Origin of the sequence: Actinomyces sp. ICM47 (assembly GCF_000278725.1) — a bacterium.
Lineage (GTDB): Bacteria > Actinomycetota > Actinomycetes > Actinomycetales > Actinomycetaceae > Pauljensenia.
Map to the genome: position 1 here is coordinate 1 of NZ_ALCA01000035.1, position 14500 is coordinate 14500.

Here is a 14500-nt window from a genome sequence, read left to right on the forward strand (position 1 = left end):
TGTCCGCCGCATCCGCAGCCGCCCTGCTTGGCGGGGACCTGCTGGGCGGCAGCGGCCTGCTCGGCGCGCTCCTTCTTACCTTCGCCGCCGCATCCACACCCGCAGCTACCACCCTCGGAGGAGACGGTGTTGGCGTCGACCAGCTTGAACATCTGACGATCAGTCATATCTTTTCCTTATCCTTCGGCCCGCAGGGCCACTTCAGTGAACCTTATCCAGTGTAGGCGCGCCTCAGCCAAGCACGCGCGTTCACTTAATGAGGAACTCGGCTTCGACCTCGACGCTGACGTTGAGGGGCAGCGCGGCGACTCCGACGGCGCTGCGCGCGTGCTGGCTGCCGAAGATCTCGCCGAACAGCTCGGACGCGCCGTTGATGACACCGGCCTGCCCATAGAAGTCGGGACGCGAGGACACGAAGCCAACGACCTTGACAACGCCCGCGAGGTTGTCGATGCCGCCCGCGACGGAGGCGGCCGCTGCCAGGGCGTTAAGGGCGCACACGCGCGCTGCATCCTTGGCATCCTCGGGATCTGCGCCGTCCTCGCCGACCGCGCCGATGCACACGGGCTCACCGTTCACGACGGGGATCTGGCCGGAGGTGCGCACGACGCCGCGGTCGATGACGGCCGGCACGTACGCGGCGACGGGCGTAGCGACGGCGGGCAGTTCGAGGCCAAGCTCGGCGAGCTTCTCGGAGGGGAGCATGGGGGTCCTTTCGTTCTGATTGACGAGGCCGGGGCCTCGTCCGTTGGTCCCAGTTTAGTTGCGCTCTTCCCGGGGGTGGTGAGCGAGGGTGCTGGCGTGAGATCCCGGTGCCGGCCTCGCCCGTCTCCTCGGCACCTGCGACTGTGCCCCGCATGCTCACGAGCGCACGGGGCACAGTTTCCTGGAGACGTCAGTTCGCACTGACTCTGCGGCCGCTCCGACTGTCGGGATCGGCCCTACACCCGGGCCGACTGGCTTCTAGTTCCAACCGCCCGTCGGGGCTGGCTGCCGATCAGAGATGGCCGTCAGTTCTGGGGTGCAGCCGGGGGCTGGCCACCTTCACCCGGGCCACCGGCCGGAGGCTGGCCACCCTCACCCGGACCGCCCGCCGGGGGCTGTCCACCCGGGCCTCCGGGTCCCATGCCGGCGCCCATGCCGCCGCCCTCACCGGCGGTCGCCTCAGTGGCGGTTCCATCGACGTTCACCGTGTAGGTGGAGCCGTTGGTCATGCCGGAGGTCGAGTAGATGACGTTGCCGAAGGCCTTGAGCGAGGTGTAGGCGCCCAGTGTCTTGCCGGACGAGTCGGTGATCGTCACCGTGGATCCGGCAGACCCGGTCGCGGATGCGGAAAACCAGCCCTGGCCGTCGGTCGTGGTCGGCGTCTCCACCATCTCATTGGTCGCGAAAGCGATGACTGTGCCGCCCGTGATGCTCATGGCACCGTTGCTGTCCAGGGCACCGTTCGCGCCGGAGGCCGGGCCGTAGACGGTCGTCGTACCGCCACTGATGGTCAGCGAGCCGTTGGAGTCGAGGCCGTCGCCATTTGCGTTGACGGTCACGGTTCCACCGGTGATGGTGATCTGCTCGCCCGTGTCCTCCATCGAGCCGCCGCCGTCAGCCATGCCGCCGCCCGGACCTCCGGGGCCCATGCCGCCGGGGGCCATCGGGTCGGTAGCCGTGGTTGTGTCGGTGCTGGTCGAATCGGAGCTGGACTCGGTGACGGCGGCCAGGCCGGCCTCGACCGTGATTGAGCCCGAGGCATTGATGCCGTCGTCGCTTGAGGTCAGGTCGACCGTGCCGTCGGAGATCGTGATGAGGCCGCCCTCGAGGGCTTCGTTCGACTGTGTGACGGTCACGTTCGCGCCGTCCAGGACGGCCGCGACCTCGGTGTGCACGCCATCGTCGCCCGAGGCGGCACTGATCGTGCCAGAGCTGAGGCGCAGCGCGCCATTGGAGTGGATGGCGTCATCCCCGGCGTCGATGGTGGTCGTGCCGCCATCGACAATGATGTAGGTCTGAGCCTTGATGCCCTTGGCCGAGCCCGTGGAGGGCTTGCCGGTCGAGGCGCCGCCGCCCGAAGTGATCGACAGGGTGCCGCCGGTGACGATCGCGTCCGTGTACGCGTCGATGCCGTCGCCGCCCGAGGTCAGGGTGACGGTTCCATCGATAATCGACACGTAGCCCTTGGTGTCGTCGTTGTCCTGGTCGGACTTGAGGGCGTCGCCGCCGGCGTTCACGGTGACGGTTCCGCCAGCAACAGTCAGGGAGTCCTTGCCGCGCAGGCCGTCGTCCGAGGCGGTCGCGTTGATCGTGCCGCTCAGGACGTACAGGTCGTCCTTGGAGGTGATCGCGTCAGAGGTGCCGGAGGTCACGTTGAGAGTGCCCGAGCCGGTGATCGTCAGGTCCATGTCGGCGTAGATCGCGGCGTTCGCATCCTCAGTGCCGGTGTAGGTCCCGTCGGTGACCGTCGAGGCACCTTCGAGGGACAGGACGAGGTCGTCGCCGCTGGTCGCCTCGACCGCGGCGCCCGTGGACGAGGTGATGGTCGCGTTGTCGAGGATCAGGACGACCCGGTCCTCGGATCCGGCTGCCACGACGACCTTGCCGGTGAAGGAGCCACTGAGCTTGTAGACGCCCGCCTTGGAGATGGTCAGCACGCCGTCGCTCACGCTCACGGCGTCGGACGAGGAGGTCGCGGTCGTGCCGCTGAGCGTCACGTCGACGGCGTCCGAGGCCTTCCAGTCACTGTCCTTCACGTGGGAGGCCTTCGCGTTCGAGGCCAGGGCGTCGGCCGCAGTGGGCGGCGCGGTCGTGTCACCGTTGGTTCCGGCGGCCGCGACGGCCGCGGTCGCGCTCGTCGCGGTGGAACCAGAGGAGGCCGCGCCCGAGGAGCTGCAGGCACCCAGCGCCAGCGTTCCGACGAGGGCGATCGCGCCGATCGTCCGGGCGGGGGTCCAAATTTTCTGAAGGGCTTTCATTACTATGTCTCTTTCATGCGATTAACGCTTGTATTTCTTATGCTCAGCGCTTGCGTGTCGTGTGCTATCGATGACTCGCGCGCCGGTATGAGGTCGTTCAGGCGGCCATCGCGAGGGACTCCTCGCGGGTGAGTTCAGGGGCCTCGACGTATTCGGGAAAGTAGCGGCGCAGCGTGCGGTGCCACTTGTTCGCGGGCAGGTCATGCATGGCGGCCATCGCGGTCCCGTACTTGGAGATCTTGACGGGTCGCACGCCACCCTCCCACAGGAGGTGGTCGACGATGGACGGGGTCGCTCCCGATTTCGTTTCGATGATGACCAGGTCGGGGCGTGCGACCTCGGTGCCGTCCGTGCGCAGCGAGCGCCACGTCAGCTTCGTGTCCACCGTCGCGCGGCCCGCGCCGCCGGGCAGGAGCAGGGTGTTGCGCTCATAGGTTCCGGCGAGCACAGGCTCGAGCGCAGGAACCAGGTGGCCATACCCCGTCTTCTCAACCTTGCTCGTGACCCACGAACGGCGCTCACCCGCGAGAGGAGCCCCGGCCTCGTGCGGCTGAATCGACATACGCTTCTTGACGGTCAGTCCGCGCGGTCCCCGGGTCTTCACCTCGAGGAAGGAGGTGCCGGTGGACAGGTAGGTGCGGGCGCGGACCTTGAAGCGGCGACGGCGCTTGAGCGCGGTCAGCAGGTACGAATCCATGTCGGGGGTGTCGTAGTAGGTGGACGCGTAGCCCTGGGACACCTGACCGGCGATTTGGAGGACCAACACGTCCTCGGAGAGCCGGCTCAGAATCGCCGAGGCCGTGGCTGCGTCCAGCGCGTACTTGCGGTCCACTCGGGTCAGCATCGCCGCGCGCTCATTCAGTTCATCGAGTCCGATCACATCAAGGTCGGCGAGGAGCGAGTTCAGGGTGGCGTTCATCAGTCGTGTCCTTAGTAGAGGTGGTCTGCGGAGTGTCGAGGCCGTGGCCAAGGGTGCTGTGAGGGCGGGCTCGGGTGACAGGGCGGTGTGTCAGGCGACCTTCGAGCGAACGTCCACGAGAGTCAGGTCGTTCACGAGGTCGAGCTTGACGACGTTGACCGAGGCGACGGACGCACCGAGGCGCTGCTCGAGGGCTGCCTTCAGCTCCGCCGGGTCGGCGATCGCGCGGTCCAGCTGCACAGTCTGCGAGGTGTAGCGGCCGAAAATCAGCTTCGAGTCACCGAAAGCGAGGGCCACGAGGATCAGGGCAATGAGGCCACCCAGCAGCGGGGTCACCGCCGAGGACATGCCCGTCAACAGGCCGAGAGCCAGCGACGCGAAGTAGTAGGCGATTTCCGTCTGCGAGATCTGGTCGGACCGCAGTCGGATGATTGAGAGAACACCGAAGAGGCCGAGGCCGAGGCCCGCGCTCACGGTCGAGTTCGCGAGAATGATCGTGACGGCGAGGACGCCGACATTCACACCAAGGAAGGCTGCGACCAGGTCGGCGCGGCGGTGCCGTGGGAAGTAGAGGCCGAACACGAGGGCGGCCATGGCGACCAGGTCAATGGCAATCAGGATCAGGGCGGTCATTGGTGTCTCCTTTTGTCGATGCCCCTATTTCCCCACGCAACCCTATGAAAAACCTATGAACACCTCATTTGTGCCTTATGACTTTCCTGGGAAAATCCTGAATATTAAACTCACCCGCGCACCGCGGCGTGCGCTGGCGCACAATGTAACCTATGAGCACCCGACCTGGGGCCATCGGTGCCCCCACTGACCAAGAACTGCGCACACTCACGGAGGAAACCCCGGCCTCGGGGCCGGCGCGTTCTGTGAAACTCCTGGCCGCCATCGCGACCTTCGGATCCCTCCTCTTCGGCTACGACACGGGCGTCATCGCGGGCGCACTGCCGTACATGTATATGCCGCACACGGCCGGCGGACTCGGGATCAACGAAATCGAGGAGGGCCTCGTCGGCGGCGTCCTCGCCATCGGCGCAGCGATCGGCGCGATTGCCGCCGGGCGGCTGTCGGACCGCAACGGGCGACGGCACAACATTCTCCTCCTCGCCCTCGTGTTCATCGTCGGCACGCTCGGGTGCACGTTCGCGCCGAACGTCTGGGTGCTGTACCTGTTCCGTTTCGTGCTCGGCCTGGCGGTCGGCGGCGCGTCGGCGACCGTGCCGATCTACCTGTCCGAGTCGGCACCCACGCGCATGCGCGGTGCCCTGGTGGCGCTCGACCAGTTCATGATCGTGTTCGGCCAGCTCCTCGCCTACTCGATGAACGCGGCGCTCTCCCACGCGCACGGCGGCCCGCGCGTCCTCGTGAGCGCCGACCCGTCGGGCACGCTCACGCCCGGCCAGTGGTACTCGTGGGACGAGGCCTCCCGCGTCGCGACCGCCGTCGTCTCCGAGGGTGACGGCTCGGCGTGGCGGTGGATGCTCGTGCTCGCCACGATCCCCGCGGTGCTCCTGTGGGTCGGCATGCGCCTCATGCCCGAGTCGGGACGCTGGTACGCGTCGAAAGCTCGGTATTACGAGGCCGTGGGTGCCCTCAAGCGGATTCGCGACCCCCAGCGCGACGACGTCGCCGCCGAGATCAGCGAGATTGTGGCCCTGCACGCCGCCGAAGCCAGCCAGGGGCACTGGACACTGCGGCGCACCGCGTCGGTCGCGTGGACCAGGCGGCTCCTGTTTATCGGTATCGGCCTGGCGTGTTTCGACCAGCTGACCGGCATCAACACCGCCATGTACTACCTGCCCAAGATCCTGGCGGCCGCCGGTTTCAGCTCCGCCGACTCCATCACCCTGAACGTCATTACGGGAGCCGTCGCGTGCATCGGCGCGGGATTTGGCCTATACCTCGTGTCGAAGCTTGCTCGCCGCCACGTCGGCATCTACCAGGAAACGGGCGTCACCCTGTCCCTGTTCGCCCTCGCCCTCATCTTCGGACTTGGCATCGGTCCCTACACGCTGGCCGACGGGAGCATTTCGCCCGAGATTCCTTCTTATCTGCCGTGGCTGGTCCTCGTCCTCGTGTCCCTGTTCGTCTTCGCCAAGCAGTCCGGCACCGTCAACTGGGTGTTGGTCTCCGAGATCTTCCCCGCCCGCATCCGCGGCGTTGCCCAGGGCTTTGCCGTGGGCTGCGGCTGGATGATGAACGCGGTCGTCACATGGCTGTTCCCCATCATGATCGGCCATCTGGGTGCCACGTGGACCTACCTGACCTTCGGTGTCATCAACGTCGTAGCCCTGTGCTTCTACCTGTTTATCGTGCCCGAGACGCGGGGCGTCTCCCTGGAGCAGTTCGAGCACAACTTCTCGAGGCGCTACGGGGTGTAGCCGCTTCCCTGCTGCGTGCCAGGCCCCGCGTCCCTTCGGACGCGGGGCCTCCAGCATCAAGTCGGCCATCAACTCAGTGGCCACCCCGCGTCCCTTCGGACGCGGGGCCCTCACGGAGCTGGCGTGCGAGCTGGTCAAGGGCCTCCCCGCGTTCCTACGGACGCGGGGCCTGCTTTACCGGCCGACGAGACCCGTTTTCCCGCCGACGCGGAGCCTGCCCGCCCGCGAGATCGCCACACGCGAGCCTTCGGCTCGGAGTGGTCGATCTCGAAGCCCGGCCAGGCCCTGCAGGCCCCGCGTCGGCGGCAACCTCCGGTACGCCCACAGCCCAAACCTCGCGTGGCGTACACACACGCCACAACGCCGGTAGCACACTGGTCACATGACTGACGCTCCCGCTCCCACAGCCCGCACGAACGAGCCAGCCCAGGCCTCGTTCCTCCCGCCCCTCGCGATCACCGGCGCATCCGGAAACGTCGGCGGTGTGGTCGCCCGACTCCTATCCGAGCGCGGCCTACCCCTACGCCTGCTCGCGAACACGCCGTCGCGCGCGCCCAAGCTGCCGGGCGCGCGCACCGTCCAGTGCTCGTATGAGGACACCCCGGCCTCGCGCGAGGCCCTTACGGGCGTTGACGTCCTCTTCATGGTGTCCGCACCCGAGAGCGAGGACCGCCTGGACAAGCACATCGCGTTCGTCGACGCAGCGGCGGCTTCCGGGGTGCGCCACATCGTGTACTTGTCGTTTATGAACGCGGCTCCCGATGCAACGTTCACGCTGGCGCGCACACACTTCCACACGGAGGAGCGCATCAAGGCGTCCGGCATGACGTACACGTTCTTGCGCGATAACTTCTACGCGGACTTTTTCGTGGCGCTGCCCGACGAAGAGGGCCGCATCCTCGGGCCCGCAGGCGACGGGCGAGTCGGCGTGGTCGCGCGCGAGGACGCGGGGCGCGTGGCCGCCGAGGTCCTCGCCGACCCGGGAAGCTTCGAGAATCAGACCCTTGACGTGACGGGTCCCGAGGCCTTGACCCTCGACGAGATCACGCAGATCCTCACCCGCGTGTGGGGTCGCCCCGTCACCTACGTGCGCGAAACCATCGAGGAGGCGTACGAGTCCCGCAAGAAGTGGCCGGCCGCCCAGTGGCAGTACGACTCGTGGGTGTCGACCTACACGTCGATCGCGCGCGGCGAGATGGACGTCGTCTCCACGACCGTGCGCGACGTGACGGGCCGCGACCCGCTCACCTTCGAGGAGGTCGCCCGGGCGGCGCTCGCGTCGGGTCGCTGACTGCCGCGGTTGTGGCTGACTGGGTCCCGGCCTCGCTTCTTTTTTCAGGGACGAGGCCGGGGTTGCATCATGTGAGCGCCACCCCACAAGACGATGCGCGGTCCCCTCACACACTCATGCCTGCTCACCCCTTCACCCATACTTGCGTCCCCGATCACACGCCTGCTAGCGTCATGTCATGGAACACATGTCTATCAATACGCATCCAGAGATCGTGCCTCCAGTCCTGTATGTGCCGGTCGATGAGCGAGCCGATGGAGAGCTCGGTTTTTCACTTGCCCACATGTTCGATCAAACGACGGTACTTTTGGCATACACATCTCTTGACCGACTGCTTGACGGAATGGGTGACGACCAAGGCTGGGCTCTTATCGAAATATCGATCTTGAGGCACGACCAAGAAAGCAATGATGACCGCCGATTCAACGTCGAATACCCCTCACGAAGATCAATACTCACCCCTTTCCGCGGACCAACGAGCACGTCGTGAATGGATATGGCTAGCCCTCGCCATCAGCGTTAACGCCATTCTCGGCATCGGCGCGTACCTGGTCCATTTCCGATACCCTCTCCCACGTCTCGAACTGCTCTTCGCTTGGTATCCCCTGTTCCTTGCCGCATCATTGCCTCAGCTGGCTGAAGCGAGCGTGCGCCCCTTCATTCACCGCCGTCCCCGCTACGTTAAGGACAGCATCGTCATCAGGGGAAACCATGAGAACATTGCACGCATCATCACCGGACTTGCGCAATGGCTCCTCGCCGCTGGAACATTCATCGTCGGCTTGATCACCGGGTATCCTCTGCACGCAGCCATCTGCGCATTCTTCGTCGGGTTGTGGGCATACGTCGAAGGCACTCATCAACCGCTGGGGGACCTCTCCATCGCACTGCGCGACAGACAGACAATTACCCTGACACCCAAGGGCATTTACCTGCATTTCCCACCCCCTTATCCTGTGATAGTCCAGGCTGGCAAACCGAGGTTTCCTTCGCATGGGGGGACGGCGTCTACATCGATTGCATCATCGGATCCGACCTCTATCTGCTCGGCGAGAAGATAGCCCCTGACTCTTCGATCATCTGCTCCCGGCACCTCGGCATCCCCTTCACCGGCCTCAACGCCCTCATGCGACACTTCAACGATCACCCCGAGGACCGTCCACTCCTGGCCACACCGGAAGGCGTCGACCTCGTCAACGAGATTCTCGCCGAGGCCCGCGCAGCGCTCACAAACTCGCACAGGAGTCGCGCATGAGCACCAAGAAACGCATCCTCGTGACGCTGATCGTCGCGGTCCTGGCCGTGATCGCCATCTTCCCGATGCTACCCCTCGAATACCGCGAGCAAATCATCGCAATTCTCACCCACCCGCTGTACTACCTGGGCTTGAGTGACTGGTAGGACGAGGCCTCAGCATTCCGATATCGCACGCCAACGTAAAGGTGGGGGCTCCCAAACGGGAGCCCCCACCCATCTACAGCAGCATCACAACCTCAGTACGCCAGCCCCTTCGGCTGCTCCGCCAGAACGGCGCTGCCCGGGTCGACGACCTCGAAGCCGTTGGCCTTGTAGGCCTCGTAGTCGAAGTTCTCGCACTCGTCGTACCCGATGCGGTGGTACTCGTAGAAGCCGTCCCAGGCCTCGTACCCAGACCCGAGGGAGGACTCGAGGAACGCGTCCGCCATGGCCATCGCGGTGCGCGGGGCGACGTAGAAGGCACCCATGGCGAGCAGGTTCGCGTTGTTGGCGGCGGCGCAGCGACGCGCGGCGGGCACGGACTCGCAGACGGCGGCGTGCACGTGGGGGCACTTGGAGGCGGCGATGTGGATGCCCATGCCGGTGCCGCAGAACGCGAGGGCGCGTTCGAACTTTCCTTCGGCGATCTGCGCGCCGAGCGCGAAGCCGACGCGGTGGTACATGGGGGCGCTCTCGGCGTCGGGCGTCAGGTCGGTGACGGTCCACCCGCGCTCCTCAAGGTGGGCTTTGACGGCTTCTTTGAGGGGGTGCCCGGCAAAGTCGGCACCGACGACGACGTGCTTGTCTTTAACTGTCAGCATGGGAGCGTCCTTTCAAGAGTTTGCGCAGGGAGGGGAAGGAGAAGAGGCCCTCGTTCATGCAGATGACGAGCAGGAGCACGCCACCCCAGATGAGGGGCCGGTAGAAGTTGGAGATGTTGGGGAACATGTTCAGGCCCGAGGAGAGGACCTGGAGCATGAGGATGGACAGGAGGACGCCGCTCAGTCGCCCGGAGCCGCCGTTGGGGTTGACGCCGCCGAGGACGACGATGAGGACGGTGAGCAGCGTGTAGGAGGTGCCGTAGTCGGCCTTCGCGGAGTTGTAATTCGCGAGCATGACGACACCCGCCATGGCCGCCATGACGCCGGAGAGCACGTAGGTGCGGATCAGGAGGCTGTTGACTTTCAGGCCGGAGAAGCGCGCCGCGGTGTCGTTCGTGCCGAGCATGAGGATGGTGCGTCCGAAGCTGGTGCACGCGACGATGAAACCGGCGACGGCCGCGCACACGAGGAACACAACGAGGGGGATTGGCACGAGGCCTACCACCTTCGCGGTGAACACGGTGCTGAACGCTGGGGGCAGGCCGGAGACGGGTTTGCCTTCGGTGAGGACCAGGGCGACGCCGCCGAAGAGTTCGAGGGTGCCGAGGGTGGCGAGGATTGGTGGGATCTTGAGGATCGCGACGAGGATGCCGTTGATGAGGCCGCATACGACGCCGACGACCAGGGCGACGCCGAGCGCGATGAGGACGGCCATTCCCATGGACGAGGCCGTGGCTGGTCCTGTGAGTGTGGCGCGCAGGGTGAGGGCGGCGCAGATGCCGGTGACGTTGGCGATGGCGACGACGGACAGGTCGATGCCGGCGGTGAACATGGTGAACATGACGCCCAGGCTCATGAGGCCGAATTCGGGGAATTGGACGGCCATGGATTGCCAGGTGCGTACGGCGAAGAAGGGGCCGGGGCGCACGGCGGCGAAGAAGATGAGCAGGAGCAGGAAGACGATGACGAGGCGCGCCATGTAGCTGTCTTTTTTGAGGAAAGCGAGGCGCGGGGAGGCGAGTAGCGTTGACATGTGGTCCTCCTATGCTGCGTTGCGGCGGCCGCGCATGACCTGGAGCGCGGAGACACCGGTTCCCACGATGATGAGCAGGCCCAGGGCGAAGCCCTGCCAGAACGTCTTGATGCCCATGAGGATCATGGAGTTTTGGACGATGACGATGAGGAGTGTGCCGAGCATGACGCCGGTGAGGGAGCCTTTGCCGCCGGTGATGGCGGTGCCGCCCAGGACGACGGCGGCGATGACCATCATTTCCATGCCGAGCAGGTTGGTGGGGTGCATCTGTCCCATGGCGCAGGTGCGGACCATGCCGGCGAGGGCGGCGATGATGCCGACGATGACGTAGAGCCAGAACTTGGTGGCACGTACTTTGAATCCGACGCGCGCGGCTGCGCTTTCGTCGCCGCCGATGGCGTAGAGGGATCGTCCGAACATGGTGTAGCGGGTGACGACGAAGGCCACAGCGACGACCGCGACGAGGATCAGGAAGGACACGGGCATGGATGATTGCAGGCCGGAGCTTTCGTTGCGGGCGACGAATAGGGAGGACGACCCGAAGGAGCGCATGGAGGCGGGGATCGTGTTGATCTGCACGGATTTGAGTGCGCCTTGCATGACGCCGTTGAAGACGTTGGCCGTGCCCAGGGTGATGATCAGTGTCGGCACGGTGAGCCTGGAGGTGAAGAGGCCGTTGAAGGCACCCAGGAGCGCGCCGAGGCCGGCGGCGATCAGGAAGGGCACAATGACCGGGCCGTTCCACCCGTTATCGACCAGGACCCTCGTGGTCACGTAGACCGCCAGGGAGGCCAGCGCCGGGAAGGACACGTCGATGCCGCCGGAGACGAGGACGAGGTGCGCGGCGACGGCGAAGAGGCCGGGGACGACCATCGCGCCGGCCAGGTCGACCAGGTTGTTGGCCGTGAAGAACTGCCCGGAGCGCGCCTGGATGACCAGGCTCAGCGCTGCGATGACCAGGAAGACCCAGAATTCGTTGGCGTGGAGGACTTTCGTGATGAGTCGGGGCATTAGTTCTCTCCCCCTTCGGTGGACGAGGCCTGGGCGCGTTCCTCGGACAGGAGACGGGTCAGCTCAACCTCGGTGAGGGTGTCGGGTCTCATGGGTTCGCTGAGGCGTCCGGCGCGCATGATGGCGATCGTCGAGCAGTTGGTGAGTACTTCGGCGATGTCGTCGGAGATGATGATGACGGCCATGCCTTGTGAGGCGAGTTCGCGCAGGATCGAGTGGATCGTGAACTTGGAGCCGATGTCGACGCCGACGGTGGGGCCGTTGAGGATGAGGACGGAGGGTTTGGTGGCCAGCCATTTGGCCAGGACGACTTTTTGCTGGTTGCCGCCCGACAGGGTGTTGACGGCGTTGGCGGGGTCGGGGGTGACGACTTCGAGGCGCGTCACCCATTTCTGTTCTTCGGCACGAATGGCTTTCTTGTCGATGAAGCCGAGGGCCTTGGTGAAGTTCTCCATCTCGGAGATGGTGATGTTTTCGCCGATTGAGCGGGATAGGAACAGGCCTTCGGTCAGGCGGTCTTCGGGCACGTAGGCGATGCCGGCCTCGATTGCGTCGCGCACGCCGCGCAGCGTGACGTCCTGTCCCTTGACGCGGATGCGACCAGAGTCAAGGGGCAGCATCCCAAAGAGGGAGAGGGCCAGCTCGGTACGGCCCGATCCCAGCAGGCCGGTGATGCCCAGGATTTCGCCGGGCCTCACGCTCAGGGACGCGTCGGCGAAGGCACCGCTCACCGTCGCCCCCTCCACCTGGAGGACCGGGGCCTCGTCAATGGTGCCCGGCCGGTAGCGCTCCTCCGCGAAGTCGCGCCCCGTCATGTAGCGGGCGAAACTCGCGCGGTCGAGCTCCTCCTTCGGGCAGGTGATGACCTTGTGACCGCTGCGCAGGATAGTGAAGCGCTGCGCGATCTCGAAGACTTCTTCGAGCTTGTGGGACACAAAGAGGATCGCGATGCCGCGCGATTGCAGGTCACGGACGATATCGAAGAGGGCGGCGACTTCCTTCTTCGTGAGGGCGGTCGTCGGCTCGTCCATGATGATGAGCTTCGCATCGCCCATGAGGGCGCGGCTGATGGCGACGAGCTGTTTGTCGGCCACGGACAGGTTGCCGACCAGCTCATCGAGGTCCACGTCGAAGCCGATCTTCGCCACGGCCTCGCGCGCGACCTCACGCATGCGGGAACGGTTCACCAGGCGACGCCCGGCGGCCACTTCGCTGCCGAGCGCAATGTTCTCCATGACGGAGAGGTTCGGGAAAATCGAGAAATCCTGGTAGATAACGCGCACGCCCGCGTCGATGGCGGCCGCCGGCGTCAGGCGCGTGAAGTCACGGCCGTCAATCGAGACCGTCCCGTGTTCGGGGGTGTGCACGCCCGAAATGACCTTGATGAGCGTGGACTTACCCGACCCGTTTTCCCCGGCCAGGCAGTGGATTTCTCCGGGCGCGATCTCCAGGTCAATGTCGACCAGGGCTCGCACACCCGCGAAGGATTTGCTGACGTGTCGTACCGCCAGCACTGGGGTGTCCATGTGGTGTCCTTTCCGACGCATGCCACCGCCCAAAGGCCACCCCCACGCGCGCGGGCGTCGCGCGCAGGAGGAACAAGGATGCGCGAGCGTCCGTGCACGCGCGGGAGTGGCCCAGCCACGGCCTCGTCAATGGAGCGAGGGACGAGGCCGTGGAGCCTCGGTGGTCGTCGCCTGATTGCGGATCAGAAGCCGAGGGAGTCGACGTTGTCCTTCGTGATCTTGAGCCAGCCGGTGCCCTCGAGGACCTTGGTGGAGCCGGACGAGAAGTGCATGCTCTCGTAGCCTTCGACGCCTAGGTTCACGCCGTCTTCGATGGTCTCACCGTTGAGGATCTTCGTGGCCAGAGAGGCCATGGCGTAGCCGGCGTTCGCGGGATCCCACAGGGTCAGGGTGGAGACGGAGCCGTCCTTGAGGATCTGGGCGTTCGCAGCGGGCATGCCGGTGCCGGCGGTGAAGACCTTGCCCTTCAGGCCCAGCTCGTCGATAGCACGGGCGGTGCCGGGCGCGTCGAAGGAGGAGGTGCCGAGGATGCCCTTGACTTCGGGGTACTTCTTGAGGACTTCCTTGGCGGTCTGGTAGGCGGTCTCACCGTTGTCCTGGGATTCGACGCGAGGCTCGGCCTCGAGCAGCGTCATGTTCGGGTATTTCTCCTTCTGGTGGGCCACGGCACCGTCCGCCCACTCGTTGTGGGAAGCGTTCGTGACGTGACCGACCATCGTCGTATAGACGCCTTTCTCCCCCATGGCCTCGGCAAGGTTATCCATAATGAACGCGCCGTATGCCGTGTTGTTGAAGGCTTCGATGTCGTACATCGTGTTTTCCTGCGAGGCACCCTCGTGGGTGACGACGACGATGCCGGCGTCCATGGCCTGCTTGAGGACGGGTTCAATAGCACCGGGGTCGACGGGGACCACGCAGATCGCGTCGACGCCTTGGGCGATGAGGTCCTGGATGACCTGGGCCTGCATGGTGGCGTCGGTTTCAGCGGGACCCTTCTGGAAGACGTTCATGCCCGTGTCCGAGGCGTACTTGTTGACGCCCGTTTCCATACGGACAAACCACGGGTTGGTGGCGTCCTTGGGGACGACGGCAATCGTGTAGTTGCCGTCTCCAGCGGCCTTGCCGCCCGGGGCCGTGGTGCCCCCGTCCGTCGTGCAAGCGCCGAGTGCGAGGGCACTTGCCGATATGGTGACGATTGCTGTTGCTGCGAGCCTGGACTTCATCGTGACTCCTCTGGGTGTGGTCAACGTCGGTGTTGAGGTTGTGGTTGTGCGCGCGGCGGCTGTGCGGGGTGCCGCCGCGGTGGTGCG

Annotated in this window: 14 protein-coding genes; 5 read left to right on the forward strand and 9 right to left on the reverse strand. The window is 65.5% G+C overall.

The window, feature by feature from the left end; translation table 11 throughout:
* Window positions 1–249 precede the first annotated feature (249 nt).
* The 4 genes from HMPREF1136_RS02425 to HMPREF1136_RS02440 all read right to left on the reverse strand — a co-directional run bounded on the left by HMPREF1136_RS02425 (window position 250) and on the right by HMPREF1136_RS02440 (window position 4515).
* On the reverse strand, window positions 250–705 hold the full coding sequence (locus HMPREF1136_RS02425) for a RidA family protein (protein WP_003791248.1): 456 nt from the start codon (window positions 703–705) through the stop codon (window positions 250–252).
* A gap of 305 nt (window positions 706–1010) precedes the next feature.
* The gene (locus HMPREF1136_RS02430) at window positions 1011–2963 is read right to left on the reverse strand and encodes a carbohydrate-binding domain-containing protein (protein WP_009647736.1); all 1953 of its coding nucleotides are present in this window, start codon (window positions 2961–2963) and stop codon (window positions 1011–1013) included.
* Window positions 2964–3060: 97 nt separating this feature from the next.
* Window positions 3061–3882: a polyphosphate polymerase domain-containing protein gene (locus HMPREF1136_RS02435; RefSeq protein WP_009647741.1), complete on the reverse strand. Its 822-nt coding sequence runs from the start codon at window positions 3880–3882 to the stop codon at window positions 3061–3063.
* A 90-nt stretch (window positions 3883–3972) separates the two neighbouring features.
* Window positions 3973–4515, reverse strand: a complete 543-nt coding sequence (locus HMPREF1136_RS02440) for a DUF4956 domain-containing protein (protein ID WP_009647729.1) — start codon at window positions 4513–4515, stop codon at window positions 3973–3975.
* Window positions 4516–4667: 152 nt separating this feature from the next.
* On the opposite strand from HMPREF1136_RS02440, the gene HMPREF1136_RS02445 reads away from it, so the two are divergent.
* From HMPREF1136_RS02445 to HMPREF1136_RS11005, 5 genes are all read left to right on the forward strand, one after another.
* A complete protein-coding gene (locus HMPREF1136_RS02445; RefSeq protein WP_009647739.1) occupies window positions 4668–6272 on the forward strand; it encodes an MFS transporter in 1605 nt (534 codons plus the stop codon).
* 382 nt (window positions 6273–6654) lie between these two features.
* On the forward strand, window positions 6655–7563 hold the full coding sequence (locus tag HMPREF1136_RS02450) for an SDR family oxidoreductase (protein WP_009647730.1): 909 nt from the start codon (window positions 6655–6657) through the stop codon (window positions 7561–7563).
* Window positions 7564–7970: 407 nt separating this feature from the next.
* Window positions 7971–8624 carry a hypothetical protein gene (locus HMPREF1136_RS10530; RefSeq protein WP_232204160.1) on the forward strand — a complete coding sequence of 218 codons (654 nt, stop codon included), beginning with the start codon at window positions 7971–7973 and terminating at the stop codon, window positions 8622–8624.
* A 65-nt stretch (window positions 8625–8689) separates the two neighbouring features.
* The gene (locus tag HMPREF1136_RS11355; RefSeq protein ID WP_009647742.1) at window positions 8690–8818 is read left to right on the forward strand and encodes a hypothetical protein; all 129 of its coding nucleotides are present in this window, start codon (window positions 8690–8692) and stop codon (window positions 8816–8818) included.
* Entirely contained in the window at window positions 8815–8964 is a 150-nt protein-coding gene (locus HMPREF1136_RS11005) for a hypothetical protein (protein WP_009647740.1), read from the forward strand. The genes HMPREF1136_RS11355 and HMPREF1136_RS11005 overlap by 4 nt, the downstream gene beginning before the upstream one ends.
* 92 nt (window positions 8965–9056) lie before the next feature.
* Here HMPREF1136_RS11005 and HMPREF1136_RS02460 read toward each other — a convergent pair whose 3' ends face one another.
* The 5 genes from HMPREF1136_RS02460 to HMPREF1136_RS02480 all read right to left on the reverse strand — a co-directional run bounded on the left by HMPREF1136_RS02460 (window position 9057) and on the right by HMPREF1136_RS02480 (window position 14413).
* The gene (locus tag HMPREF1136_RS02460) at window positions 9057–9620 is read right to left on the reverse strand and encodes an RpiB/LacA/LacB family sugar-phosphate isomerase (RefSeq protein WP_009647734.1); all 564 of its coding nucleotides are present in this window, start codon (window positions 9618–9620) and stop codon (window positions 9057–9059) included.
* On the reverse strand, window positions 9607–10653 hold the full coding sequence (locus HMPREF1136_RS02465; RefSeq protein WP_009647735.1) for an ABC transporter permease: 1047 nt from the start codon (window positions 10651–10653) through the stop codon (window positions 9607–9609). The genes HMPREF1136_RS02460 and HMPREF1136_RS02465 overlap by 14 nt, the downstream gene beginning before the upstream one ends.
* A 9-nt stretch (window positions 10654–10662) precedes the next feature.
* Complete coding sequence (locus tag HMPREF1136_RS02470) at window positions 10663–11664, reverse strand: ABC transporter permease (protein WP_009647738.1); 1002 nt, start codon at window positions 11662–11664, stop codon at window positions 10663–10665.
* On the reverse strand, window positions 11664–13190 hold the full coding sequence (locus HMPREF1136_RS02475; protein ID WP_009647733.1) for a sugar ABC transporter ATP-binding protein: 1527 nt from the start codon (window positions 13188–13190) through the stop codon (window positions 11664–11666). The genes HMPREF1136_RS02470 and HMPREF1136_RS02475 overlap by 1 nt, the downstream gene beginning before the upstream one ends.
* A 182-nt stretch (window positions 13191–13372) precedes the next feature.
* A complete protein-coding gene (locus HMPREF1136_RS02480) occupies window positions 13373–14413 on the reverse strand; it encodes an autoinducer 2 ABC transporter substrate-binding protein (RefSeq protein WP_009647737.1) in 1041 nt (346 codons plus the stop codon).
* Window positions 14414–14500 lie beyond the last annotated feature (87 nt).